This window comes from Exiguobacterium acetylicum, assembly GCF_019890935.1.
Classification (GTDB): domain Bacteria; phylum Bacillota; class Bacilli; order Exiguobacteriales; family Exiguobacteriaceae; genus Exiguobacterium_A; species Exiguobacterium_A abrahamii.
In genome coordinates this window covers 74,086-98,744 of the sequence record NZ_CP082334.1, presented here as the reverse complement: position 1 = coordinate 98,744, position 24,659 = coordinate 74,086, and the positions used below count along the sequence as shown (strand labels likewise).

24 protein-coding genes are annotated in these 24,659 nt (G+C 40.0%); 13 read left to right on the top strand and 11 right to left on the bottom strand.

The genetic code is table 11. From position 1 onward, the window contains the following. Nucleotides 1-103 precede the first annotated feature (103 nt). From K7G97_RS17020 to K7G97_RS17010, 3 genes are read left to right on the top strand one after another with little or no spacing between them, the layout of a single operon-like run. Nucleotides 104-439 (top strand): helix-turn-helix domain-containing protein, encoded by a 336-nt coding sequence (locus K7G97_RS17020; protein WP_223042072.1) that lies wholly within the window; start codon nucleotides 104-106, stop codon nucleotides 437-439. Then, nucleotides 436-1,179 (top strand): ImmA/IrrE family metallo-endopeptidase, encoded by a 744-nt coding sequence (locus K7G97_RS17015; RefSeq protein WP_223042071.1) that lies wholly within the window; start codon nucleotides 436-438, stop codon nucleotides 1,177-1,179. Before K7G97_RS17020 ends, K7G97_RS17015 begins: the two co-directional genes overlap by 4 nt. Beyond that, complete coding sequence (locus K7G97_RS17010) at nucleotides 1,172-1,786, top strand: hypothetical protein (RefSeq protein ID WP_223042070.1); 615 nt, start codon at nucleotides 1,172-1,174, stop codon at nucleotides 1,784-1,786. Before K7G97_RS17015 ends, K7G97_RS17010 begins: the two co-directional genes overlap by 8 nt. A gap of 522 nt (nucleotides 1,787-2,308) precedes the next feature. Here K7G97_RS17010 and K7G97_RS17005 read toward each other — a convergent pair. The 5 genes from K7G97_RS17005 to K7G97_RS16985 form a co-directional block, all read right to left on the bottom strand. Next, the gene (locus K7G97_RS17005) at nucleotides 2,309-5,548 is read right to left on the bottom strand and encodes an ABC transporter permease (RefSeq protein ID WP_035399388.1); all 3,240 of its coding nucleotides are present in this window, start codon (nucleotides 5,546-5,548) and stop codon (nucleotides 2,309-2,311) included. Next, the gene (locus K7G97_RS17000) at nucleotides 5,541-6,236 is read right to left on the bottom strand and encodes an ABC transporter ATP-binding protein (RefSeq protein WP_035399390.1); all 696 of its coding nucleotides are present in this window, start codon (nucleotides 6,234-6,236) and stop codon (nucleotides 5,541-5,543) included. The genes K7G97_RS17005 and K7G97_RS17000 overlap by 8 nt, the downstream gene beginning before the upstream one ends. Before the next feature lie 371 nt (nucleotides 6,237-6,607). Next, a complete protein-coding gene (locus K7G97_RS16995) occupies nucleotides 6,608-6,877 on the bottom strand; it encodes a type II toxin-antitoxin system RelE family toxin (protein WP_047395636.1) in 270 nt (89 codons plus the stop codon). Continuing rightward, entirely contained in the window at nucleotides 6,874-7,098 is a 225-nt protein-coding gene (gene relB / locus K7G97_RS16990; protein ID WP_223042069.1) for a type II toxin-antitoxin system RelB family antitoxin, read from the bottom strand. The genes K7G97_RS16995 and relB overlap by 4 nt, the downstream gene beginning before the upstream one ends. Nucleotides 7,099-7,294: 196 nt before the next feature. Further along, nucleotides 7,295-8,437: a copper resistance D family protein gene (locus K7G97_RS16985; protein WP_223042068.1), complete on the bottom strand. Its 1,143-nt coding sequence runs from the start codon at nucleotides 8,435-8,437 to the stop codon at nucleotides 7,295-7,297. Nucleotides 8,438-8,451: 14 nt separating this feature from the next. On the opposite strand from K7G97_RS16985, the gene K7G97_RS17615 reads away from it, so the two are divergent. Next, complete coding sequence (locus K7G97_RS17615) at nucleotides 8,452-8,562, top strand: cation transporter (protein ID WP_223042067.1); 111 nt, start codon at nucleotides 8,452-8,454, stop codon at nucleotides 8,560-8,562. 108 nt (nucleotides 8,563-8,670) lie between these two features. Then, nucleotides 8,671-9,435, top strand: coding sequence for an HAD-IC family P-type ATPase (locus tag K7G97_RS16975; protein WP_223042066.1), 765 nt, complete (start codon nucleotides 8,671-8,673; stop codon nucleotides 9,433-9,435). A gap of 200 nt (nucleotides 9,436-9,635) precedes the next feature. On the opposite strand, the gene K7G97_RS16970 is transcribed toward K7G97_RS16975, so the two are convergent. From K7G97_RS16970 to K7G97_RS16955, 4 genes are all read right to left on the bottom strand, one after another. Then, the gene (locus K7G97_RS16970; RefSeq protein WP_223042065.1) at nucleotides 9,636-11,765 is read right to left on the bottom strand and encodes a heavy metal translocating P-type ATPase; all 2,130 of its coding nucleotides are present in this window, start codon (nucleotides 11,763-11,765) and stop codon (nucleotides 9,636-9,638) included. Beyond that, nucleotides 11,758-12,126: an ArsR/SmtB family transcription factor gene (locus K7G97_RS16965; RefSeq protein ID WP_223042064.1), complete on the bottom strand. Its 369-nt coding sequence runs from the start codon at nucleotides 12,124-12,126 to the stop codon at nucleotides 11,758-11,760. Before K7G97_RS16965 ends, K7G97_RS16970 begins: the two co-directional genes overlap by 8 nt. A 200-nt stretch (nucleotides 12,127-12,326) precedes the next feature. Further along, complete coding sequence (locus tag K7G97_RS16960; protein WP_223042063.1) at nucleotides 12,327-12,902, bottom strand: recombinase family protein; 576 nt, start codon at nucleotides 12,900-12,902, stop codon at nucleotides 12,327-12,329. Nucleotides 12,903-13,085: 183 nt separating this feature from the next. Further along, on the bottom strand, nucleotides 13,086-13,805 hold the full coding sequence (locus K7G97_RS16955) for a peptidoglycan DD-metalloendopeptidase family protein (RefSeq protein ID WP_223042062.1): 720 nt from the start codon (nucleotides 13,803-13,805) through the stop codon (nucleotides 13,086-13,088). A gap of 230 nt (nucleotides 13,806-14,035) precedes the next feature. On the opposite strand from K7G97_RS16955, the gene K7G97_RS16950 reads away from it, so the two are divergent. The 4 genes from K7G97_RS16950 (at nucleotide 14,036) to K7G97_RS16935 (ending at nucleotide 17,615) form a co-directional block, all read left to right on the top strand. Then, nucleotides 14,036-14,734, top strand: coding sequence for a cytochrome c biogenesis CcdA family protein (locus K7G97_RS16950; protein ID WP_316500054.1), 699 nt, complete (start codon nucleotides 14,036-14,038; stop codon nucleotides 14,732-14,734). 37 nt (nucleotides 14,735-14,771) lie between these two features. Next, nucleotides 14,772-15,578 (top strand): hypothetical protein, encoded by an 807-nt coding sequence (locus K7G97_RS16945; RefSeq protein ID WP_223042060.1) that lies wholly within the window; start codon nucleotides 14,772-14,774, stop codon nucleotides 15,576-15,578. Nucleotides 15,579-15,681: 103 nt separating this feature from the next. Beyond that, nucleotides 15,682-16,947, top strand: a complete 1,266-nt coding sequence (locus tag K7G97_RS16940; RefSeq protein ID WP_160315906.1) for a HAMP domain-containing sensor histidine kinase — start codon at nucleotides 15,682-15,684, stop codon at nucleotides 16,945-16,947. Further along, entirely contained in the window at nucleotides 16,944-17,615 is a 672-nt protein-coding gene (locus K7G97_RS16935) for a response regulator transcription factor (RefSeq protein WP_029343435.1), read from the top strand. Before K7G97_RS16940 ends, K7G97_RS16935 begins: the two co-directional genes overlap by 4 nt. A gap of 60 nt (nucleotides 17,616-17,675) precedes the next feature. Here the strand turns inward: K7G97_RS16935 and K7G97_RS16930 are convergent, their stop codons facing one another. Next, the gene (locus tag K7G97_RS16930) at nucleotides 17,676-18,248 is read right to left on the bottom strand and encodes a YdhK family protein (RefSeq protein WP_029343434.1); all 573 of its coding nucleotides are present in this window, start codon (nucleotides 18,246-18,248) and stop codon (nucleotides 17,676-17,678) included. A 189-nt stretch (nucleotides 18,249-18,437) separates the two neighbouring features. On the opposite strand from K7G97_RS16930, the gene K7G97_RS16925 reads away from it, so the two are divergent. The 3 genes from K7G97_RS16925 to K7G97_RS16915 all read left to right on the top strand — a co-directional run bounded on the left by K7G97_RS16925 (nucleotide 18,438) and on the right by K7G97_RS16915 (nucleotide 21,373). Next, nucleotides 18,438-19,952, top strand: a complete 1,515-nt coding sequence (locus tag K7G97_RS16925; protein WP_214806307.1) for a multicopper oxidase family protein — start codon at nucleotides 18,438-18,440, stop codon at nucleotides 19,950-19,952. Between the two features lie 91 nt (nucleotides 19,953-20,043). Further along, entirely contained in the window at nucleotides 20,044-20,370 is a 327-nt protein-coding gene (locus K7G97_RS16920; protein ID WP_071908772.1) for a four-helix bundle copper-binding protein, read from the top strand. 322 nt (nucleotides 20,371-20,692) lie between these two features. Further along, entirely contained in the window at nucleotides 20,693-21,373 is a 681-nt protein-coding gene (locus K7G97_RS16915) for a response regulator transcription factor (protein WP_047394277.1), read from the top strand. A gap of 37 nt (nucleotides 21,374-21,410) precedes the next feature. On the opposite strand, the gene K7G97_RS16910 is transcribed toward K7G97_RS16915, so the two are convergent. Further along, the gene (locus tag K7G97_RS16910; RefSeq protein WP_029343432.1) at nucleotides 21,411-21,914 is read right to left on the bottom strand and encodes a PCYCGC motif-containing (lipo)protein; all 504 of its coding nucleotides are present in this window, start codon (nucleotides 21,912-21,914) and stop codon (nucleotides 21,411-21,413) included. 432 nt (nucleotides 21,915-22,346) lie between these two features. On the opposite strand from K7G97_RS16910, the gene K7G97_RS16905 reads away from it, so the two are divergent. After that, nucleotides 22,347-24,353 (top strand): heavy metal translocating P-type ATPase, encoded by a 2,007-nt coding sequence (locus K7G97_RS16905; protein WP_214730018.1) that lies wholly within the window; start codon nucleotides 22,347-22,349, stop codon nucleotides 24,351-24,353. Nucleotides 24,354-24,659: the final 306 nt, after the last annotated feature.

Below are 24,659 nucleotides of genomic sequence, written 5' to 3'. Positions count from 1 at the left end.
TGCAAAACTAATAATTATTCGAAATAGACTTCAAATCATTAAGTATTTTTTTTGTAGTCGACTACAATAAATGCTATATTTATTGATGAAGGAAGGTGCTAGTATGAGTTCAAATCAAATCCTCATTCAGAACATTAAATCTTGGTTAGAAGATCATCAAAAGTCGCATCAGTGGTTAGCGCAAGAGATTGGTGTCAGTAAGGCAATGATTGGACACATGTTGAACGAAAGTCGTGTCATCCAACCACAACGTATTGTCGATATCGCCAATGCACTCGAGGTATCTGTAAAGGATTTGACGTCAGATGCTTCTATGAAAGAAGAACGTATGACGGTCGAGTTACGCGGTACGTTATCGAATCGACGTTCTAAAGTGGAATTAGAGCGTCTGAAATTCGCTATAGAGGATTATATCGGACTCAAAGGGAGTCGGTCATGAAACCATCGATCAAGATCACAGAAGAAATTGCTGAATCGTTTGCGGCTAGCTTTCTAGAAAAGGTTGTTGATAGTCCAATCTTCATTGGTTCCTACATTGAGCAAGTGTTGGCTCAGGAGGCGAATCTCATTTTTCAATACGTCGAGGATGAGGCATATTTTGGTGCTGCGATCAAACATATGTCCGGGAAAGAGTTCATTGCCTTGAACTCGTATCAATCGTTGCGGATGCGCTATTTCACTGCTGCTCACGAACTTTGGCACTTGTCTGAAGTGAGCAAGTATCAAGTAAGTGGATTTGATCATGAGCGGGCAGCTGATCGATTTGCAGCAGCACTCATGCTCCCTAAAAGTACGACAAAAGAGGTATGGGAAAAACTCAAAGCATCGTATGAAACGAAGCTTTCGATTATTCATCTTGCTGACATAGCCCAAGTACCCTATGTTTCAGTAGTTCGGCGCCTACGAGAGCTTGGATATCGTTTCTCTGACTTAAGTGAACGGGAGGAAGAATGGGTAAAAGAACGGAGCCGATTAGGTGTTTCCCCAAGTCCACTCGATCAACGACAGCGGTTCGAATCGTTTTCCGCTTATGAGAACGAGGTTGTCAGAGCAGTAGAAGAGGAACGCGTTACTAGCTTAAGTGCAGCAAACAAACTTTCTGTCTATCAACCTACACTGGCAAAAGCGTTACAAGAAGATATGATGCAAGCATTACAAAAGGATTCGGCGGATGATTAAAGAACCTGTATTCATTGATGCGAACATCATCATCCATGCAGCCAGTTTTCGACAAGCTGATGTTTTTGATTGGTTGAATCGTTTGTATGGACGCATCATCATCCATATTGAAATATTAGAAGAACTAAAAATTTCTTCAGTGAGAGAAAAAATAGAGGTTTTGATAGCGGAAGGTAAATGGACTCTATTCAATCCGGAATCCGAAGTATCGATTGAGACTGATGCACTGTATGAGCTCTACCTTGTATACTTACAAGAAGTTCGAGTGGCATTTGAACAACTCGACGAAAAGAAAATACGAGAAGGGCGTCCACTCAAACACACGAACGATCTAGGAGAAATTCATAGTCTTGCAGCAGCCAGACTACTTAGCGCTGAACTAATTTGTAGTGATGATGCGGACATCCGTGAAGTGATCACAGATGCTGATCTACGTGTCATTAACTACGAGGACAAAGAAGTACTCATTCGTCAACATACACTGATTGATTTTTGCATGCATTTACAAAGACACGATATCGTGAAACGGAGTATGGTTCGAAAGTTTTTCAAATCTATTCGTCCTCATGATATACAACGTTTCGATAAACAGATGGATAGAATGTGAAGCGAAAGCCATTCATAAGAAAAAATGTATACGTTTCGATGTCGAAATAGGTACATCTTTCTCTGTTTTTATCAAAAATTAGGCGGAAATACTCCAATGAGACAGATCAGGTTAACTCTTATTAATTTTAGAGATCATGAGCTGCTTGTATACACTACCAGTTGATGGGTCACTCTAGTCATGTACGTCAAACAACGGTTCTTAAGAAATCAATAAATTACTTAATAAAAACTGTGTATTTATTTCGACATCGAAATGTATACGCAGTTTTTATTTTTCTTATTTACGTTTTATGACTATTTAAAAATACATTGATAAAAAGACGAGTTTATGGATTTTTAAACTGCAATCATTCAACTTAATATACGCTTGTGAGAGAATAGTCATTTTTGTATACAAAACGGTCGTTTTACACACATTATCGAAATGTTAATCTTAGTAGACTATAAAAAAATAACTCAGCAGTTTATGGTAACTACTGAGTTATAGATACTATCAATTGTAACCTGTAGATTTACGTACTTAGTTTGAAGTCTTATCTACATCAATTTTAACTGTAATCTTTTTGCCGACTGCATCACCTTCTGCTAATAACACATAACTATTTTTTTGATTTGGTACTTTATACACAAGATCTACCTTAGAGCGATAAGGCGGATAATACTGGTATCCTGAAGACCAAGCTTTTTCATTATGATTGACGTAATCTATTGGTTCATATTTATTACCTTTAGAATCACTCATTACAAATAAATTTGGTCGATAGGTAGCGTATCCTATATCACCTTCTGAAGCGGCATCATGGAGAATTACCGGTACCGTTACATATCGTTCATTCTTTAATGTCGGTAAATCGAGCGACGCGGGTGGTGTCTGAATTAAACGGTCTACGTGGAAGGTACTTTTTTTGCTGACAGGATCACCCGGATAGGTTTGAACTAAACCTTGTTCCATCAGTTTGTCGATGGACGTTGCAGTTGTCTTAGACGGTGCTTTTTCAGTTGACTTTGAATCGCCTTTCATATCGCGTAACTTACTTCCCGTCGTTTGGACAGTGGGTGCTTTTGATGTTACCGGAGCTGTCGACGTGTCAACGTCTTCGGACGAGGCGAAGAAGAAGAGGGTGACGACGGCAGCGAGTAACACTCCGCCAGTCGTTCCAAGGGCGATTTTAAAGCGACGTTCTGTTGCTTTCGAGTTGATGACAACACTCCCGATGGCAGCATTTGGTGTAATTCGTACGGCGCGTTGTGCAGGAAGCAATGCACCAAGGACACCAGTTAACATCGGGATCAATAACATCGTACTTAAGAAGCCGAGTTCGCTGACCGGGAACTGATTGTAGACAAAGCCAATCATCCCGAGAGCGACGAGTAGACCGAGTATACCGGCAAAGAGTCCGGTCATCATCCCTTCAATCAGGACAAGCGAGCGGATGTACCCATCTCGCCAACCGGTGGCTTTTAAGACGGCAAGTTGTGTTTTTCGTTCATTGACGTTCTGCCACATGATTTCTGTCGTCGTTAGAATGGCAATCATGAGTGCGACGCCCATCGCGACATAATGCATCGTTCCAACTTCAAGGGCGACGAATTCACCGAGCCACGTCGCATATAAGACACCTTTTAAGCGGAACGTGACGAACAGGAAGAAGATGAACAGGCTTGTAGGTAAGGCAATCGCAACGATTGAAAGAAGGGTGCGTTGCCAATAGGTCGCGAGCTGGTTGATGCTCATGCCGACGATACCCCGAGCACGGACAATCCGGCGTCCTTTTGAAACTTCCCCCGACTTCATGCTCTCATAAGGACGAATTTTCCGAATGAGTGCCATCGGAACCAGTGTGCCGCCCCAGTAGATGAGAAGACCCACAAGACCAATCAGGATGATACGTCCGACTGAAGTCGCATGGTTCGTCGTCAACCAGAATGAGCCGAGAATCGCCCAAGAAATCAAGGTGACGAAACTTCCTAAAAGGGTTGCTTCAAAGAATAATAACTTCGAGAGTTGACGCGGGCGCCAACCGAGCGACAGTAAAATCGCGAATTCCTTTTTCCGAGCAAACAATAAAATGATATTCGAACTAAAGACATAGACTAAGGCAACCGCGATGACGCTTAAGATGACTCCACTCATCCCAACCTTGGCTTCTTGGAAAATCGCCATCGAGGAGCCAAGCTTGATCCACGGCTGTTGCACCCAGCCGAGTGCCGATTCTCCTTTTAAACCGGGTAAGTAGGTCAAAGCGAGTTGCGGCGAGGAACCGAGCGTCACATCTGTGATTAGTCCTGTTTTATCTTCGATTTCTTGCGCGACCGCTTGGAGTTTCTTTTCGCTCTCTGCATTCATCGTCTCGACACCTTTGACATTGACGCGAATGACAGAGATTGCTTTTTTGCCTCGTAACTTGAAGGCAGCATCCAGTGTTGTCAGCATCGAAGGCGGTTTTGTCAGGAAGTCATAGGCATCATTTGTCGGTTTGACATCACGTGGTGGATTAACTGGACGATCCTTCTTATCCATGACCCACTGAGCCTTCGCTGGGAAGTAGGTCTCCATTGGTAGTTCTGTCAACGGATCTTTTGAAATGTCTAGCTTTTTTGGATCAAAGATGCCAATATAATTGAATCGCATTTTAGGCATGTTGTTGATGTCCGTTCCAAATAGACGTGCTTCACGGTACATCGTTCGTTTGGCTAGTAGGCTATCTTTTGTGACTTCATATGGTTTGACCTGGTAGCTGAATGGCCACCGCGATGGATAGGGACTAGCGACACTCTGATAGGAAATCGGTGATGGTTTGAGTGCTAGCCAATTAAAGCTTCCGGGTGGCTCTTCTGGAACCGTATTTTTTAGAATGTCATTCACTAATGTCTTCTGCGTATCCGAAGTCGTGACTTTGTATGTTTTTTTATCCGATAAAGATAACGTATTCAGGTACTTGTAGCCACCTTTTTGAATAACTTGCTCCATCGTCGTATTGATCGAATCGTCCTGTAATGGAAGATCGACTTTTTCATATTTATATGTCCGAAAGGCATCAACGTACTCGCGCTGATTTAATAAGATGGGGATTTGATAGACATCATTCCCCATGTCGACGGGACTGTCATCTGTTTTAAAATAGCGGCTGTGTGTAGCTGATTTAGTCGATTGGTCCAGTCCGACCATTTTCGCCTCGGCTTCCGGATCAATCCCAGCGAGCATCGTCGCACTACCATAAGCGAATAATGGTTGTTCTCCGAGTTCTAATAAAGACACGCCTTTCACACGTGTCCCGCTTGGAGGTTCCCAACCAGCAGCAAGGAAGGAAGTTGTCGTATCTTTTTCCATCTTCAATCCGGTATTTTGGGAATCGGTGATCGTCAGTTTATAGATGCCGGGATCGGTGATCGTATGGGTACCGACATTCGCATCTACATAACTATTTCCGATCATCGCAATCGGTGCTGCGACTTCGACGTCTGTAATTTTTTTGATCGTCTCATATTGTTTGCGCGTGATGCCGCCGTCAAGACCGCTTGTATAGTTTGGTTCGAGCAACTTCAAGTCTTCCGTTACGCTACGGCTACCTTCTGGTCGAACGACGATGTCGTAAGAAGAACCCCAACGCTTTTGAAGCTCGTCGACGACTGTTCCGTTATTGGCTTGCGTCGTCCCAATTAGGTAACTCAGTCCGGTACTGACGATTAGGACACCGACGAGAAGGAGAATGAATCGTTCTTTATTACGCCACCACGAATTCCAGATGAACTTAAGCATAGGCAGGAACCTCCGATGGATCGACAACCCGACCATCTTTCATCGTGATCGTCCGGTTCGCGCGTGCGGCGAGTTCAGGATCATGCGTGACGAAGAAGACGCCACAGGCGTTCTCACGGTTCAGTTTCGTTAATAGACTGAAGATGACCTCACCAGTCGCTGTATCGAGATTCCCAGTCGGTTCATCCGCGAGCAACCACTTCGGGCGATGGATGAGTGCGCGAGCGACAGCAACACGCTGCTGTTGTCCACCAGAAAGTTGCGAAGGGAGAGAGTGAATCTTTTCTGCGAGTCCGACCTCCTCCAGAAGCTCAAGTGCCCGTTTTTCCTTATCATAGTCAACCTTGCGTCCGAAGAGCGGCGCGAGCACGTTCTCGAGCGCCGTCAGCGTCGGGATGAGGTGAAACTGCTGAAAGATGAAACCGATATTCTCGAACCGGAAGTCCGAGAGTTGCTTCGCATTCAATTTAGAGATGTCTTTTCCGTCGAACAATAATTCGCCTGAAGTCGGAGTATCGAGTGTCCCGAGAATACTGAGCAACGTCGACTTACCAGAACCGGACGGTCCGATGATCGAAATGAAGTCACCTTCGGCGAAGTCGAGCTGGATGTCCTGTAATGCGAACGTCTCGTTTTCACCTGTCTGGAACGATTTCGTTATATTTTTGCACGTAAACGAATAAGCCATGTACCTTACCTCCTAAAAACATAGTTGTTCAATCCCATATGTAAGTAATAAAATCCATTACTTTCCTATTATAATCATAAAAACATTGTTGTTAAACCATTAAAATACAGAAATATCTGAAAAATAAGTCAATTATCGAAGTAATGAATCTATTCTAGTAAATATATTCGTTCTACTCTTTGAATAATGAATATCTTTGTTCCGGCTCATCAAGTAGGTACCAGTTAATATTACATACGAATACAGATAACTTCCGTGTCAAGACAAGCAAAATGAAACAAGGAAGTCCACATCTGAGAAATGATGTGGACTTCCTTTTATAGTAGCTATGCTATTTGACAGGTTAAGTATTTAAATATTCTTCACGACGATCATTTGTAAATATCTCGACGATGCCCGATCTCGAGAATCAAAATCACGACTTTTTCATCTTGAATGTCAGCAATCAGACGATAATCACCGATGCGATACCGCCATTCACCCGATCTGTTCGAGACAAGCCCTTTACCATGACGACGCGGATCATCCGTCCCGACCAGATTCTTCTTGATCCAGGACATGATGATCCGCGCTTGTTGAGGGTCCATCTTCTTGAGAGACTTTTGAGCTCCGCGCTCAAACTCTACCGTAAATGCTGTCATTCTAAATCAAGTTCCTTCATCATATCGTCGAAAGAGATCGCTTCTGATTTTTTACGGTGTGCTGCCAGCGAATCATGATAGAGTTGTAAATCGATTTCGTCTTCGATGCGGTCGAGGACGGCATCGCGAACGAGTGTAGAAATCGTGATGTTTTTTGCCTTCGCATATTCCTTGATGAGTCGTGTATCCTGATCATCTAGACGTACGGAAATGGTACTCATGATTATCAGCTCCTTTGTAATACATTGTAATACATATTCCGGTAGTAGTCTAGAAATGGCACCGATTTAAAATAGGATTGAACCTGTTACAACTAGTATGAAAATGATGAATAAGTATGAAAAAAGGAAGCTGTTGTATCGCGTGCCTTTCTTTTTGTATAGGACGTCGCACACGCTGAAATGCTCATGTGGAGGATCATAAATACACGGAAATACTATACAACGCTGCGAAAAATAATGAGATCGAGACGCCTAATCCAAGATAGAGGGTCTTGATGGAGTCTTGGGTTGATCGGATGACGTACACCAACAATCCCACGAAAAGGAGGCTGATTGCCATCAAGAAGAGGGATATCATGGTCGGCTCGAACCGGATATCAGAATAGGTGAAACGCAAGCTAGGGAAAAGAAACCCTGACAGTGGACCAGCCCCGCTGGATAGAAGAGTATCCTTGATCGAGTGAGGGGGTTCCTGTTGACCGAGCCACGCAGTCGCTGTGAAGAGAAGCAGGATCAAGATGCCTTCCATGCGCATCCGCATCCGTCGGACTTCAAACGATCGTTCAGGAGACGCGTAACTCCACTTCCCTTTCATGATACCGATGATCAGCACGGGTAGAATCAGGACGTGTTTCCAGAGTAAGGCTTGTCCATACGGTAAAATCCAGGAATCGGAATACTCCTCTACCTGCACGACGACAGACATCAGATAGATGCCGGAACCGACGATCAGTAAGAAACATAGCGTCACGAGTGGTTTGAACCATTCGAGGAAGATGCCCCAGTTACGGTCTGATGGACTCCAAAAGCCGAGTATGAGCAATCCACCGGTCCAGATGAAGACGGCGAGTGCGTGAATAGAATGTACGAGCATGCCTTCTGCCCCTTTGATGCTAGAGGCGTGCCCGGACCACGCGAACGTAACGACCATCGCCATAACAAGGAATACCCCTAGTTTTATACGTCCAGGACTGAGTGATGAACGATTGATGACGATGAGAAGGAGTACACTCCAGAGAGCCATCAGAATCCAAGCGTTCCCTGCCTCGAATGTAAGTAACACGGATTGCAGTGTTATCCAAAAACCGATCTCTTCATATAAATACAGTACGATTCGTAAGACGGACAGGGAAAAGGATAACAGCATCAGCACGATGAGCATGCGAACCCAGCGGATCGAAAGCGATACGTCAGGTCGGTAAGAACGAGGGATGAGCTGGACGGAAAAGAAACCGATCAACAGCGCAAGACAACCGTAGAGGAGCGTATCGCCGATCAGATAGAGCGCGGTCATCGCTTCCGCCCCTTCCCGATAAATCAGATCAGCTCGTCCAAACATTCACCGTTTCCGGGATGGACTGTAGTAGCTGTGCTAAGACGATCGAACAACACTTTCAAAAGATGCAAAATGTCCAGACCGTCACAGTTTCGTTTGCCCGTGGGGAGATGGAAATCGACCATTAGCTGGATGCTCGACAAGTCCAAAGCGAGCTGAACAAGATTGGTTTCGATGGATACGTCAAGGGAAAGAAAACGTCCGAGGCACCGGTCCGGTCGTTCGAGGGGATCTCCTTGATCCTGTCCGGGATTTTGATTGGTCTGGGATTGCTCATCCAAACGAGCGGAGTAGCGTATCTTCCGAATGTTTTGTACGGTATCGCCTTGATCCTCAGTGGGGGGAGAGTTTTCCGGAGTGCCTATTATGCCGTCCGTGCCCGCTCACTCGACATGAAAGTATTGATGAGCGTAGCAGCCATCGGTGCCGCATGTATCGGGGAGTGGCTCGAGGGAGCGACCGTCGTCTTCCTCTTTGCCATCGGCAATTTGCTTCAGAATCGCTCCCTTGCGCGGACGCGCAATTCCATTCAGAAACTGATCGAACTGTCTCCGAAGGAAGCCTTCGTGCTGACGGACGGGGACGTTAGACGTAAACCGGTGGAAGCGGTGCGAGTCGGAGAAATCCTCCGGATTCGACCAGGTGATCAGGTTGCACTGGACGGCACGATCCTGAACGGGACGACGACCATCAATCAAGCACCGATCACGGGCGAATCGATTCCTGTCGATAAGAAGGAAGGCGATCACGTATTTGCCGGAACGCTCAACATGGATCGTTCGTTCGACATGATCGTCGAGAAGACGTATCAAGAGACGACGCTTGCGCACATCATTGAACTGGTCGAGGAAGCGCAGGATAATAAAGCACCGAGTGAAGCGTTCATCGATCGTTTCGCGAAAGTGTATACACCGTTCGTCTTCCTAGGTGCATTGTTGCTGATGATCGTCCCACCTTTACTCCAACTTGGTAGTTGGGGAGAGTGGTTCTATAAGGGGTAGCGTCAGGAAAATGCGGATTTACAATGCTAAGGAAATTCCCATACTAAAAAGCCAAATTTCTCAACATCAATTGAGAAATTTGGCTTTTTCCGTTGCTCAGTTAAAGCGTCCTTTAGTTGTATATTTCCTGTTAATATCCCTTTTGAAGCATAACATTGTTTTCAATGATCGCACCCGATAGTTGACGCCCATTTTAGAACCTATTCTTTGATTTTCAATAAGCGTAAACTGTTTAATGTTACAAGTAAAGTTGCTCCCATATCAGCAAATATAGCTATCCAAAGTGTTAACCAACCAGGCATGACCAAAAGTAATGCCACTAATTTAATCGCCAAAGAGAAGGTAATGTTTTGCTTGATGATTGCTAAAGCCTTACGGCTTAATTTTATTGTATATGGCAATTTACTCAAATCATCAGACATTAAGGCGATGTCAGCCGTTTCTAAAGCTGTATCAGTTCCAGCACCACCCATTGCTACACCAACGGTAGATGCCGCAAGGGCTGGAGCATCATTCACACCATCTCCGACCATCCCCACACTTTGATGTTTTTCTCGAAGTTCTTTAATAAAATTAAGCTTATCTTCTGGAAGTAAGTCAGCTTTAATATCCGAAACACCAACTTGTTTTCCGATGGCTGTTGCCGTTCTTTGGTTATCGCCTGTTAGCATCACTGTTTCGATTCCCATATTGTTCAACTTGCCGATAACTTCTTTAGACGATTCCCTCATTTCATCGGCTACGGTAATAAACGAAAGAATTTCTTTTTCTGTTCCTAACACCATCACCGTTTTACCTTGAGTTTGCATATCGGCAATTTTTTCTTTCCTATCGCTTGAAATGCTTCCGTGTAATTCCTCAAAAAGATTTGGACTTCCCACATAATACATTTCATTATTTATTTTGGCTTTAACGCCTTTACCTGTAATGGATTGAAAATCCTCTACTGTTACTTCGTTGAATTTTAATCCATTTTCTTCTGCTTTTCGCATAATCGCTGAAGCAAGAGGGTGCTGTGATCCTTTTTCAATGGCTGCTGTTATGGTCATTAATTCATTTTCATTTCTACCATATGTCACGATGTCTGTTACAGCAGGAATCCCTTTGGTTAATGTTCCTGTTTTATCAAAGGCTATCGCTTTTAAGTGTCCTGCTTCTTCTAAATGGATACCACCTTTAATTAAAACACCATTTTTCGCTGCATTTCCTATTGCTGTAACCACAGCAACTGGAGTTGAGACTACTAAGGCACAAGGACAACCAACCACTAATACAGCTAAGCCTTGATAAATCCATTGGCTCCAGTCTCCGCCAAATAATGGTGGAACTACCGCAATTAAAAGAGCTAGTATGACAATAGCTGGTGTATAGTATTTTGCAAATTTATCGACAAACGCTTGAGAAGGGGCCCGTTCTGCTTGGGCTTCTTCTACCAAGTGAATGATTTTTGAAAGAGTAGTATCTTCAACTCGTTTTGTTACTTTAACCTCAAGTAACCCTTCTTCATTCAAGGTTCCTGCAAATACTTCATCATTTGTGGTTTTCGTTACTGGAACACTTTCACCTGTAATCGCAGCCTGATTTAATGTCGATGTACCTTTAACCACTATTCCATCCATTGCTAACTTTTGACCGGGCTTAACAATCATGATGTCTCCAACTTGAATATCATCAACATGAATCATCATTTCTTCATTGCCTCGTCGAATTAACGCTTCTTTTGGGGCAATATCCATTAAAGATTCAATAGATTGACGTGCTTTATCCATTGAATAACGCTCTAATGCTTCACTAATCGCAAATAAGATAACAACGGTTGCCCCTTCACCCCATTCACCAATGATTGCAGCTCCTATAATTGCAATAGTCATAAGCGTATTCATATCGAAATTTAATCTGCTTAGATTTTTGAGACCTTTAATGAATAACGAATATCCACCGATTAAAATGGACGCTGCATAACCAATTGTCGGTAGAACATGCTCTTCACCATACTGCTCTCCTAAGAACCAGCTAACTACAAGTAAAAGAGCTGATATATATACCTTAATGTTTTCTTTCTGCTTCCAAAAAGGTTCTCGTTCTACCCTTTGTTCTTTTTCATCTCGAATTTTTAAATTTTCAAATGCTCCTGCTTTTTCTAATTCTTCAATGGTTGTCGTCCCTTTAACATAAACTTTAGATGCTCCGAAATTTACTTTCGCATCCTGAACACCGGGAAGTTCTTTAACATTATTTTCAAAAATGGCTGCACAGTTAGTACAAGTAAATCCTTGAACACGATAGGCTTTCATTTCTTCTTCAGACAGTTTTGCTTTCCCACTAGACATTGATCTTCACCTCTTTCTTATGTGCCAATGCAATCATCATAATTTGTCTGATATGCTCATCATCTAATGAATAAAATGCAAGTTTTCCCTCTTTTCGAAACTTAACAATCCCTTGCTTATGGAGCGTTCGCAGGTGATGAGAGGCATTTGCAACCGTAACACCTATAATATTTGCTATATCACACACACACAGTTCGTCATCTTGACATAAAGCATAGGTAATTTTTGCTCTATTTTCATCTGCAATAGCTTTTAATATTTGGGCAACACTAGAAATATCTACTGCCTGTAAATTACCTTGTATTCGATTGACCTTTTCTTCGTCATAACAATAAATTTCACAAGTATCTTTCTTAATCACATTCTCACCCCAATATCATTCAAGTGTTTATTTGAATATAGTATAACCATTTTTAATAATTCATTCAAGTGTTTATTTGAATGAGTAAAAAAATTCATAAAAAAAGAATTGGAGTACCCAATTCTAATAACAAAATAACCAAACTGCATAAGACTTTAAGTACATAACATTATCTGGCCAATTAATGGAATAGGACTGAACTATTTGTTCTCTTCCGATAGCTTTCTATATAATGAAGCTCTAGACACATTTGTAATTTCACAAATTTGATTTACAGTCATATTTCCTTCTTTATATAGCTTTACTGCATAATTCATTCCCGCATGATTTTTATGATATTTCTTTATCCGACCTTTAAACTTTCCTTCTTTCTTAGCCAGCTCAATCCCTTCACGTTGACGCATACGGATAAGATCTCTCTCTAACTGGTTAACACCAGCCATTACTGTAATTAAGAATTGGCTGTATGGATTATCCTCTGATAAATCTAGCCATGTATCCTTGAGTGATTTTAAGCTGGCTTTTATCCTTCGTATGTAATCGATCAATTCAAATAAATCTTGTGTACTACGAGTAATTCGAGTTAAATCTGTAACATAAATGGTGTCACCATCTTGTAAGTCCTCTAACATTTTTTGAAGTTGCTCACGTTCCTTCGTTGCCCCAGAAACTTTTTCTTCGTATATAATATCCATTCCGAATTCGCTTAGCTGCTGAAATTGTCTTGAAGGGTTTTGACTAGTTGAACTGACACGTACATAACCAATTTTCCGCAAAATATCACCTCACTTTTGAGACAAGTCTTATGAGACGCTAGATCACAGCAATCCACTTCAAAATAAATGACTTAATGAAGTCGCTTCAGATCATAGAAAAACCCTCATTTCGACGTCGAAATGAGGGTTTTTCTATGATCTGAAAAGATGCTGTCTTAGGACATCCTCTCTTCTTTTTTTAGGTTACAAATAGTTCAATGGGTTGACACTATTCGCTGCAGAATAACTGCTGTATTTATAACTGTTTTTATGAATCTCAAAGTGTAAATGATTTTCGAACGAGTTTCCTGTATTCCCAACTGTTCCAATCTTCATACCTTTAGAGACTGTCTGACCACTTTTTACCGAAAGACTATTCATATGAGCATAAACGGTTACGTATTTTTGATTCTTTAGACTATGTGAAATCATAACGTGTTTACCATATGCACCGCTGTTTTTAGAGGTAGTGACTTTTCCACTCGCAGAAGCATAGACAGGTGTGCCTTTTGTTGCAGCTAGATCAACGCCATTATGGAATGTATAACCGTAAGCGCCATTAGATTTTCCGTATCCTTGGGTCAGCCTCCCTTTAGTAGGAGAAGCAAAAAGAGACTCATTATACGTCATTTTTTTTGCAACGTGGCTCTTATATTTTTTTAGGTAAGAACTATAGATATACCGTGTGTTCCCTTTGTAAAGTACTTTTGTCCAAGCTCCTTTTTTTCCTAAATAAGAAAAAGTCTGACCAGTGTTAGTCACGCCGACTATATTGTAATTGAGAGAAGGACCAGTCCGAACACGGAGATTGTCTGTCTTTACTTTTACTTTATATGCACTACTTGCTTCAACTTTTGGGCTATGCATTGAAAAAGTTGTTGTGAGTAAGACGCTAGAAGCGATAAGTATTACCTTGTTTTTCATTAGTTGTACTCCTTTAAAGATAAAGATACGGTGACAAACGATTTGTTAAAAGGAGTATAGCATCACTATATTACAAAAAAGTGTATCAAATTCATTTCAAAAATTGATACGAGATTTAATCAAAAAATGCATAGTTTTTTCACAAACAGATTTTATGTTTAAAATTAAACACATTTCTTTTTTATACATCTTAAAAAAAGATTTATTTTTTAGAGTTCGGGAGGAATTTGATGGAGTTATCTTTTTTGTTAGTTTTTGGAGCAGGGTTTTTATCTTTTATCTCGCCATGTTGCCTAGCTTTGTATCCTGTTTTTCTATCTTACATTACAGGAATTTCAGTTACAGAGTTAAAAGAAAATAAAAAGTGGAACTGGAATGGTGTTCCCCATACATTCGTTTTCTTACTTGGATTTTCGAGCGTATTTTTAGTGATGGGTTTTTCAACGTCATATTTGGCTGATTTTTTTATAGTGTATAAAGATGTTCTACGGATGAGCGGTGCACTTATTTTATTCATATTCGGTGTTATTTTAACTGGTCTGTGGACCCCAATATTTTTACTTAAAGAGCGAAGAATGAACTTAGGAAAAAGAAAGCGTGGTTATATCGGAACGTTTATTGTCGGAGTCGGATCGGCTGCTGGATGGACTCCTTGTACAGGACCAATCCTCGCTGGAGTTATTGCTTTGATCGCCACGAATCCTAGTAATGGATTTTTATATATGCTCTTTTATGTACTAGGTTTTTCTATTCCATTTTTCTTGATGTCGTTTTTGGTCGGGAAATCCAGATACTTAATGAATTATTCTTCAAAGGTTATGAAAATAGGTGGCTGGTTTATGATTTTATTAGGTATCATATTGTATTTCGATGGTCTGACGAAACTAACTACAATATTGATTGATTTTACAGGGTTTAGAGGGTTCTGACGCTCTATTTTCTATTTCGAAAGGAGATGCATCGTAAATGTCTCGTGAAAATGTCCTGATAATAGGAGTAGAGGAAAACTGGAAAGTGATGGAGAACATAAAACAACTTAAACCTGTAAGTATAGATATTCATATTTCTTCAAAAGAAGGATGGGTTCGAAAGCTATTTCCTGATTTTAAATATCTTGATTCATTTTCAAAAAAAGAATCAGAAGAAGGGTATATTAGTAATCTGATTGAATATTGTACTTCTCAAGAAATAGGCTGGATTATCCCTTTAAGCGAACAAGAAGCATCTACGTTATCAAAACATAAGTTGAAAATGAGAAAAAATAACGTAGCGTTTATAACATCCTTTGACTGGGATAAAACAGTACTTCATGATTCATTTTCGGTTCAAGGTAATACCTTCACTTATTCTTTTGACCAGATAAAGAATGCGCCTGAAGGTGTAAAGGTGGGGAAAATTGATGCATATGTCGATTATCGATCTAGTGAAGTGATTTGCTGTTTTATGAGAGAAGAGTATGAACGGTACCAAGATACTGTTCTTTCATACGAGGTGTTTGCCAACTCGATTTTAGAGGAGTGCGTAGCAATAATTGCTCAAAGGCTTAATATAAAGGGTTCTTTTTCTTTCGATTATCAACGTGATTCGGAGGGAATGTATACGATTACAAAAATAGAATGTTTCATGACGCATCCTACTCGTGAGGCTATTTTTAGTGATTATGATTTCGCTAATTATTTGTGGAGCAATATTCAAGGAATTGTCCTTTTAAAAGAATCAAATGATAAAAGCTCTTTTGTGTATCGCCTAAATGAAGAATACTTTCTTTTCTAAATCTCAACAGTTTGTTTTTATATGTAATCATCTTAAATGAGAAAGGTACTTTATGAATAAACTTTCATTTAAAATAACGTTATTTTATTTTTTCGGGATTCTCATGATTTTCATTCTCTCATCTGCTATTGTATACAACATTCTTGAGCATCAACAAGTAGAAAGTGAACTGGAGAGCCTTCAAGAGAGAGGCAATAGTCATCGAGATGTTCTTTCCACTAACTTCGACAAGCAAACAGTTGAACACGTTGTTTTAATGGAGGAAAAGGCGATGACTGATGTGATTATCTTAGACAAAAATAATCAAGTCGTCGATTCATCTAACGACGCTGAACAATTTTTGAACCCGGATTGGATTCAAAAAAAGGATGGAATCGTAGAAGGTAATTGGAGAGAGGGCAAATTTTTAGTGACGGTGAGTAACATTGAAGATGGCGGTCAAATAATCATGTTAGAGCCGACGAAGTATATACAGCATTTGATGGGGGAATTGAAACAACAAGTAGTGTTCTCTCTATTCTTGTTAGTACTTTTTCTATTAGTAAGTGTTTATTTTTTGAGTTATATCATTATAAAGCCACTTTTATCAATGAAAGAGGCAACGGTAAAGTTAAGTAAAGGCGAGGTGCTGAAAATCAGAGAAGCTGAGAGAAGCGACGAAGTAGGAGATTTAGCACGAGCGATCACTAAGTTATCTGTTGATTTACGTCACATTCAAAATACAAGAAAGCAATTTCTGACTTCAATCACACATGAATTGCGTACGCCGATTACCTACATTAAGGGATATGCAGGACTCCTCAAAAAAGACGAATCGAGATTTGGAGATATTATCTATGAGGAATCCGAAAGACTTCAAGAACTGATTGAGGATTTGTTTGAACTTGCTAGATTGGAAGAGCCACATTTTCAAATAGATCCTCAGATCACAGAGATGAATGATTTCTTAAAAAAAATCAGTGAAAGAATAATTTTTAAATTTGAGGAGAAACAAGTGAAATTAATTCTTCAAATTAATAAAACTCCCATCTACAAAGAGATAGACCAAGCTAGATTTGATCAGGTTCTCTTAAATTTACTGGATAACGCGCTAAAATATACACATGCGAACAAACGCGTATTTTTAAAACTTGATGAAAACTTTATTGAAGTTACGGATGAAGGTGGTGGTGTGGATGAGCAATCACTCCCGTATCTTTTTGATCGTTTTTATCGAGTAGATTCTTCACGAAATCGTGAAACAGGAGGTACTGGGCTCGGTTTGGCTATCACGAAAGAAATAGTTGAAGCGCACAAAGGGACCATCGTAGCTATTAATGTAGAAAACGGGCTGAAAGTTGTCATTGACTTGAGGGGGATTCCAGGATGAGAACCATTGCTTTGGTAGATGATGAGAATCGAATGTTAGAACTGATTGAACTCTATCTGCAAGACAGTTATACCTGTATTAAGCTGAACAGCGGAAGAGAGATATTGAACTTGATTGATGTAGATGAGCCTGACTTAATCATATTGGATGTGATGATGCCTTTAATGGATGGTTTTGAGACCTGTCAAAGGATAAGGGAAGTTTCGAATGTACCAATCATTTTATTGACAGCACTCGACGGAAAAGAAGAAATCGTAAAAGGATTACAACTGGGAGCAGATGATTACATTGTGAAACCGTTCGACGAGGCGGAATTGAAGGCAAGAATTCAATCGATTTTCAGACGAACTACAGTTTCTTCAGGATCAAAAATCGAATCGTCGGGTCTAATCTTAAATGAAGACGCCCATGAGCTGTATTATGATAATCATTTAGTCAAAGTCACGCCAAAGGAATTTTCATTACTTGCTAAGTTATTAAAAAATCCAGAACGTGTCTATTCAAGAGAGGAACTACTCTCAAGTTTATGGTTAGCAAATGAGTGGACAGATGAACGAACGGTCGACTCTCATGTAAGAAACTTAAGAGAAAAACTTAGGAAACTCGAGTTTCCTATTGAAGAACACTTTCGCACAGTATGGGGAATTGGTTACAAGTGGGTTCCTTAAATAAGGAGAAATAAGACAAGAGAGGAACGGTTAAAAAACCGTTCCTCTCTTGTTTATCGTTTATTCTGCAGATAGTTCGTCTTCAGTCACCCATTTATGATTTTTCACTTCTTCACCTGTAGTCGATTCGAAATCAATCATATACACTGTTGTTTGCTTAGCTGAGTCGATAGTGGCCGTAGCATCCTTCATTCCTTTCATATGATCCGCGTCTACTTTTACTTCATCGCCTACTTCATAAGGAGATGACTTGGCATCTACAATCTCTTCTTGAATAATCCATTTATGATTCGTGACGCGTTTCCCGCCATTTGTAGGGTCATAAGAAATGCTATAAGCAGTAGTATCATAAGCTCCTACAATTTTAGCCTCGGCCCCTTTCATGCCTTCCATATGTGCTTCTTTGATCATCGCCATGTCGCCAACTTTAAATTTAGGGTTTTTAGCCTCTTGGAGCCCTTTCGGAACCTCTTTCGATCCAGACATGTCCATCGTCGAATGATCCATACCGTCCATATTTTTATCCATGCTTCCTGTTGATTTAGAATCATCACCATTGCTTCCGCACGCAGCGAGTGCTAAAGAAAGCGAAGCAGCCATAGTTGTCATAAAAATCTTTTTCTTTAATTTCATAAAAATTACCTCCAAGTGTTTTTTTTTATGCTTTCCATAGACTTTATCACATAAATTTGCAGAAACATTGCAGAGAGCAGAAAAGTAACACATTGAAAAAAACTATAAAATTCATGGGTGGAAAGACATATTTTTTTCACAATCATTCTTTAAGTTAAAGATAATAATTAATTGAAGGGAATGATCCATGTGAAGAAAAGATGGTTAATCGCAACTATCGGTATCTTTACTCTCATGATTATAGTGGGCGGTTCGTATTTACTTTTTATCCGAGGTACTATGCCAAATAACAAACAGCACATGAAATCTATGATGAATGGAGGGAACACTACTACGAATCAGACTATGATGGAAGGTATGGGACATGGCGCGAGTGTCGATTTAAAATCAACTGAAGAAAAAGAGCGACGATTGAACATCCCTAAGATGCTAAAATCCGATCGTGAAACCAAGAATTCCATTCAATACACGATTGTCGCTAAACAAGGGGAGACACAGTTCTTCCGAGATGGTAAAAAAACTGAAACTCTAGGATATAACGGAAATTATTTAGGTCCTGTAGTGGAATTGAAAAAAGGAAAAATGGTAACAATCCGTACGGTGAATCGCTTATCAGAAGCGACTACATTCCATTGGCACGGTCTTGTTGTACCATCATCCGTAGATGGCGGACCACATCAAGTCGTGAAAGCTGGTGAAACGAAGGTAGTAAAGTTTAAAGTGAAGCAAGATGAATCGACATTGTGGTTTCATCCACATCCAATGGGGAAAACTGCTGAACAAGTATACAAGGGGTTAGCAGGATTGTTGTACGTAAAAGATGAAAAAACTAAAGAGACGATGCTACCTCAAAAATATGGTGAAAATGATATTCCATTAATTCTTCAAGATCGAAAAGTTAAAAACAGGAATGTCCTTGGATATGCTGATGTAGAAAAAACAGATGGGGCTTTAGGCGATACCCTCCTCGTAAACGGTACGATTAATCCATATTTCAACGTAAAATATTCGCAACTTAGAGTCAGATTGATAAATGGCTCCAATGCACGTAACTACGTAGTGAAGCTATCTGACGGTTCATCCTTTAAAAAAATTGCTGATGATGGTGGTTACATCTCAAAACCGAAAAACGTAAAGAAAATTGAATTAAGTCCAGGCGAACGTATAGAGGTATTGGTAGACTTTTCAAAAAGAAAAATTGGTGAGACTGTTTCATTTGAGACGAATGGAGTAAGGGTCGTTAACTTCAAGCTGAAGGATAAACAAGGGACGAACCTAAGTGCATTGGCGCCGAAAAGTGGATATGAAAAGCCGCTAAAGACCTTGTCTACAGTGAATCAAAAGTTAACTCTTTTCGGGATGGGCAAAAATGTTGAAATCAATGGGAAAAAGTTTGATGAGAAGAGAATCGATATTAAAGCGAAACAAGGAGAAACCGAAATTTGGGAGGTCTATAATAAAAAAGACATGATGGGTGGAATGACTCATCCCTTCCACATTCATGGAGTCCAATTCAAAGTATTAGAGCGAAACGGACAGAAACTGGATAATCAAGAAGCAGGTCTAAAAGACACTATCGCTATAAAACCAGATGAACGAGTTAAGATTCAGATGACTTTCAAGGAAAAAGGGGTATTCATGTACCATTGCCATATCCTTGAACATGAAGAGAACGGAATGATGGGTCAGTTGAAAGTGGACTAAAAAATAGGTGAATGTTTTCATCTTTTTTTCACAAACTAAGGAAATAGGCTTTGTGTAAGTCAAAAAAGACGGAAAATGGAGGTATTTTAGAATGAATACTGGACAACAAGAAATCTTAGGTGCCCTACACAACTGTATAGTGACTTGTAATGAATGCTTTGATGCGTGTTTGAGTGAACATCATGTTTCTTCGATGGCAGAGTGTATACGTCTAGACAGAGATTGTTCTGAAATTTGTAGTCTTTTAGTACAAGCTATTTCTCGAAACAGCAGCAATATTGATGTTCTTGCAAGAAGCTGTGTTGAAATTTGTGAAAGATGTGCCGACGAATGTTCGAAACATGATCATGATCATTGTAAAAAGTGCGCTGAGGCCTGTAATGAATGTGCAAAAGTCTGTCGTAAATTAATTGCTTAAAGCGAAGTGTTAAAAATGAAGGAGCATCTATGTCGCCATGCCGAAAAAGGTATGAGCTAAAAAGCTGATGCTCTTTCATTATTTATAAGCACTAAGATACTTAGTTATGAAAAAGTTCATAACCCTTATAGACCAGTAGTATGGTGAGAGAAAATAAGGATACATAGAGGATAACGATCAAACTCTTCATAAACACTTTCATGAAAATCAACTCCATTCTATAGGTTGAATTGATTATATAGAAAGTTCGTGAAATTTATGAGGAAATAGACTAACAATCATTTATTATTAAAAAATTTTAATGTAAGAGGTGGTGACTAGGATGGATAAAATATTAATTGTTGATGATGAAATAAGAATGAGGCAATTATTAAGACTCTATCTAGAACCAATAGGATATGAATGTAGTATGGCGAATGATGGGATCGAAGCTTTAGAGAAAGTGAAAAAAGAAACCTTCGATTTGATTTTATTGGATGTAATGATGCCAATGTACGATGGATTCGAAGTATGTAAGAAAATAACGGATTCTCACCCGGAAGTCCCTATCATCATGATAACGGCTCTAAATGATGCTGAATCCATCGTCAAAGGACTAGATGCTGGAGCTACAGATTATGTCACAAAGCCGTTTAACGGGGACGTACTTTTAGCAAGAGTTCGGTCTGTCATGAGAAGGAAAGCAAAAGAACCCGTTATCTACCACGGACTTACGTTCGATGAGAGCAACAATTTAATTTTACTAGATGGCAAGTCGATTGACTTTACACCAAAAGCACATGCATTACTGCGACTATTCCTTCAACATCCTGGAAGGCTGTTCAACAGACTAGAGCTTTATGAATTCGTTTGGTCTTATACGTCAGAATCGGATCCGAGGACAGTTGATTCTCATATTAAGATGATTAGAGAAAAGTTAAGAGAGTTAGATTACCCGATCGATAGGCATCTGAAAACAATTTGGGGGAGAGGATATCGTTGGAGTGAGGATGAAACGAAATGACACTCTTGCTATAGGAGCAAAAGTGTCATCATAAAAATCATAAGGGAGTCGGTGTCGGCTTCGAGTATCCATCTTTATATGAAGAATCGATTGCAGAACGAATATCTTTAACCGATTCTCCGTCCCGTTGCTTCAAAATAGACTTTACAGCAATCTCGAGACAGGTGCTGCATGTCGTTCCGTGACTTGTCCATTTCACCGATCCATTCGTCGCGTTTTCTTCTATAAAGCAATCATAATTATTTTTATGATTGACTGTTTCACCGCAACCGCAATAGCAAGGTATTTTCTCTAGTAGTTTACGATTTTTCCCTACAGCTTGATAAACATTTCGTACATCTTCAGGTTGAGTTTTTAAAAACGTAGGAAGTATCAACGATGATGATGTTTCTTCAATCTTGTCACCGCTCATATGTTTCGCATGATCTACCTCCTTTGAATGATTGGGAGTAGAAGACTTCATCGGGGATTGAGCACAGCCGACCGCAATCAGGGATAGGCTAATAAGACTTACGCTTTTTAAGAGTATGTTAAGTTTCACGATTGGATTCTCCTTAGAGATAATTTTGTAGGTGCATAAAACAAAGCTTTTTAATTGCGTTTTTTGTATTAGCTCATTTGTCTGTTCACGATAGTACCTATTCGTTCATTTGACCATAGTCTTCATTAGTTCAGTTAATTCATGAATTGTCATCAATCATTTGATGTCTACCTCGAACTTGTCCTTTAATTCTTTTTAAAGTTTCAGTACTTGTGATTTTGGCGCTAAATAGTCCTATTCAAACAAATGGTCTCATTTTTTAAAATATATCCTATACTTGTATGATAATTTTTATTTTTTAGTGTGTCAAAATACATTTTATATTTATATATATAAGTTTAACTGGAAGTAAAAACGAGATGTAGCTCTATATAGTCATGATCTCTCTATATACACCATACAGGTATATAGTACGTAAAAGGAGGTTTTCTTATGGATCACCATATCCATCACGAACATACTCATCATGAAGACCAACAAATGAGTGCTTCACATCATGAACATGAAGGAATGATCGGAGACTTCAAGAAAAGATTTCTCGTATCGTTAATGTTGACCATTCCAATCCTGCTACTTTCCAAAATGATTCAAGAATGGTCGGGTATCAACATTAGCTTTCCATATGACGACGTTGTTTTGCTTTTGCTATCCACAATTGTCTACTTCTACGGTGGATGGCCGTTCTTAAAAGGTAGCTTAGACGAAATGAAACAAAAAAATCCGGGGATGATGATGTTGATCGCTTTAGCGATTAGTGTTGCATACTTTTATAGTGTGGGCATCATCTTAGGTCTAGGAGAGGGACATGACTTTTTCTGGGAGTTAGCAACGCTCATAGATATTATGCTTTTAGGACATTGGATTGAAATGAAGTCAATCATGGGCGCGTCTAACGCGCTACAAGAATTAGTCAAATTGTTACCCAGTATTGCACATCGAATTGATGATGAAAAAATAGAAGATATTGCGGTGTCGGAATTACAGACTGGTGACGTGATTCTGATCAAACCTGGGGAGCAAGTTCCAGTTGACGGTAAGATAATAAAAGGAGCAACAACAGTTGATGAATCGATGCTGACAGGTGAATCTCTTCCCATCGAAAAGAAAATGGACGACAACGTAATTGCTGGCTCCATTAATCAAGAAGGAAGCTTGACTGTTGAAACGAAAAATACAGGTGAAGGCACGTATTTATCGAAAGTGATCGAATTAGTCAGCGAAGCGCAGGCATCTAAATCTAAAACACAAAATTTAGCGAATCGTGCAGCAAAAATTCTCTTCTATGTCGCTGTTTTTGCCGGTGTGTTGACATTTATCATTTGGCTTGCATTAGGATATCCGCTCAGCATTGCTATCGAACGTATGGTGACTGTCATGGTTATTTCGTGTCCCCATGCACTAGGACTTGCAGCGCCATTGGTCGTCTCTGTCTCGACGGCGCTGTCTGCTAAGAAAGGTTTATTGATTCGAAATAGGACGCAGTTTGAAGAGGCACGGAAATTAGACGCCATTATTTTTGATAAGACAGGTACTTTGACGCAAGGTAATTTTGGTGTGACGGATTTGATGCCGGTTGATGAAATTTCCTCAAACGAACTACTTCGTCTAGCAGCGGGAGTCGAACGTTCATCACAACATCCTCTTGCTAAAGGTGTAGTAAAAAGAGCAGAAGAGCTACAACTATCACTTCCATCGATTGAAGATTTTATGTCTATTACAGGAGTCGGATTGGAAGGGAAAGTAGAGGGTACGTTAATTCGTGTAGTGAGTCCTCGATATATTCGTCAAGAAAAAATAACGGTTGATGAGCTCGCTTTTGAAAAATTATCTGAAGAAGGAAAGACTGTCATATTTGTATTGAAAAACAAGCAATTACTAGGAATGATTGCACTTGCTGATTTAGTAAGAGAAGAAGCGAAAGAGACTGTGACTGCTCTTAAAAATAAAGGCATAAATTCAATCATGCTCACTGGTGACAATAAAAAGGTTGCACATTGGGTTGCCAAACAGTTGGGTATTGACGAAGTTCATGCAGAAGTTTTACCTGATGATAAATCAAGACAAGTAAAGAACATTCAATTGGAAGGTAGGAAAGTAGCCATGGTGGGTGATGGCATTAATGATGCACCCGCACTGGCACAAGCTGACGTAGGGATTGCGATTGGTAGTGGAACCGACGTGGCAGTCGAAACCGCTGATATCGTACTGGTCAGAAGTAATCCGAAAGATGTTCTCTCTATCCTTGAACTTTCCCGAAGCACTTATAACAAAATGATTCAAAACCTATGGTGGGCAGCTGGTTATAATATTATAACAATACCACTAGCAGCCGGCGTTCTAGCTCCCTATGGTGTGATCTTATCCCCAGCCATTGGGGCAGTACTAATGAGTCTTAGCACCGTCATTGTTGCTGTAAATGCTAGAACGTTAAAAATATGAAATCATTTGAAGTGATTTCAGAACTTATTAGTAGCCAAGCACTGGATTTAATCGCGTGTAAAAAGTCTATGAGTATTCGAAGACTTTTTACACGCGATTTTAATTTTATTAGAATATATGATTATGTCCATATAGAGAACATAAAACAGAGCTGTAACGTTCAGTGTGATGGAAGGGACTGTAAGCCGACTTTTAGATTGCTCCTAGTCTTTCTCCTCTCAAAAAAGCTTTTCGATTGCGAACACAGTAAGCCAGCGTCCTGATACGCTGTCCGTTTTTTTGAGGTCTGCCTCCGTTCGTCCGTGA

Bases quoted from the DNA above. Each gene is read 5' to 3' on its own strand.
- K7G97_RS17020 (WP_223042072.1), top strand. From the start codon at position 104: ATGAGTTCAAATCAAATCCTCATTCAGAACATTAAATCTTGGTTAGAA.
- K7G97_RS17015 (WP_223042071.1), top strand. From the start codon at position 436: ATGAAACCATCGATCAAGATCACAGAAGAAATTGCTGAATCGTTTGCG.
- K7G97_RS17010 (WP_223042070.1), top strand. From the start codon at position 1,172: ATGATTAAAGAACCTGTATTCATTGATGCGAACATCATCATCCATGCA.
- K7G97_RS17005 (WP_035399388.1), bottom strand. From the start codon at position 5,548: ATGCTTAAGTTCATCTGGAATTCGTGGTGGCGTAATAAAGAACGATTC.
- K7G97_RS17000 (WP_035399390.1), bottom strand. From the start codon at position 6,236: ATGGCTTATTCGTTTACGTGCAAAAATATAACGAAATCGTTCCAGACA.
- K7G97_RS16995 (WP_047395636.1), bottom strand. From the start codon at position 6,877: ATGACAGCATTTACGGTAGAGTTTGAGCGCGGAGCTCAAAAGTCTCTC.
- relB (WP_223042069.1), bottom strand. From the start codon at position 7,098: ATGAGTACCATTTCCGTACGTCTAGATGATCAGGATACACGACTCATC.
- K7G97_RS16985 (WP_223042068.1), bottom strand. From the start codon at position 8,437: ATGTTTGGACGAGCTGATCTGATTTATCGGGAAGGGGCGGAAGCGATG.
- K7G97_RS17615 (WP_223042067.1), top strand. From the start codon at position 8,452: ATGGACTGTAGTAGCTGTGCTAAGACGATCGAACAACACTTTCAAAAG.
- K7G97_RS16970 (WP_223042065.1), bottom strand. From the start codon at position 11,765: ATGTCTAGTGGGAAAGCAAAACTGTCTGAAGAAGAAATGAAAGCCTAT.
- K7G97_RS16955 (WP_223042062.1), bottom strand. From the start codon at position 13,805: ATGAAAAACAAGGTAATACTTATCGCTTCTAGCGTCTTACTCACAACA.
- K7G97_RS16950 (WP_316500054.1), top strand. From the start codon at position 14,036: ATGGAGTTATCTTTTTTGTTAGTTTTTGGAGCAGGGTTTTTATCTTTT.
- K7G97_RS16945 (WP_223042060.1), top strand. From the start codon at position 14,772: ATGTCTCGTGAAAATGTCCTGATAATAGGAGTAGAGGAAAACTGGAAA.
- K7G97_RS16940 (WP_160315906.1), top strand. From the start codon at position 15,682: ATGATTTTCATTCTCTCATCTGCTATTGTATACAACATTCTTGAGCAT.
- K7G97_RS16935 (WP_029343435.1), top strand. From the start codon at position 16,944: ATGAGAACCATTGCTTTGGTAGATGATGAGAATCGAATGTTAGAACTG.
- K7G97_RS16930 (WP_029343434.1), bottom strand. From the start codon at position 18,248: ATGAAATTAAAGAAAAAGATTTTTATGACAACTATGGCTGCTTCGCTT.
- K7G97_RS16920 (WP_071908772.1), top strand. From the start codon at position 20,044: ATGAATACTGGACAACAAGAAATCTTAGGTGCCCTACACAACTGTATA.
- K7G97_RS16915 (WP_047394277.1), top strand. From the start codon at position 20,693: ATGGATAAAATATTAATTGTTGATGATGAAATAAGAATGAGGCAATTA.
- K7G97_RS16905 (WP_214730018.1), top strand. From the start codon at position 22,347: ATGGATCACCATATCCATCACGAACATACTCATCATGAAGACCAACAA.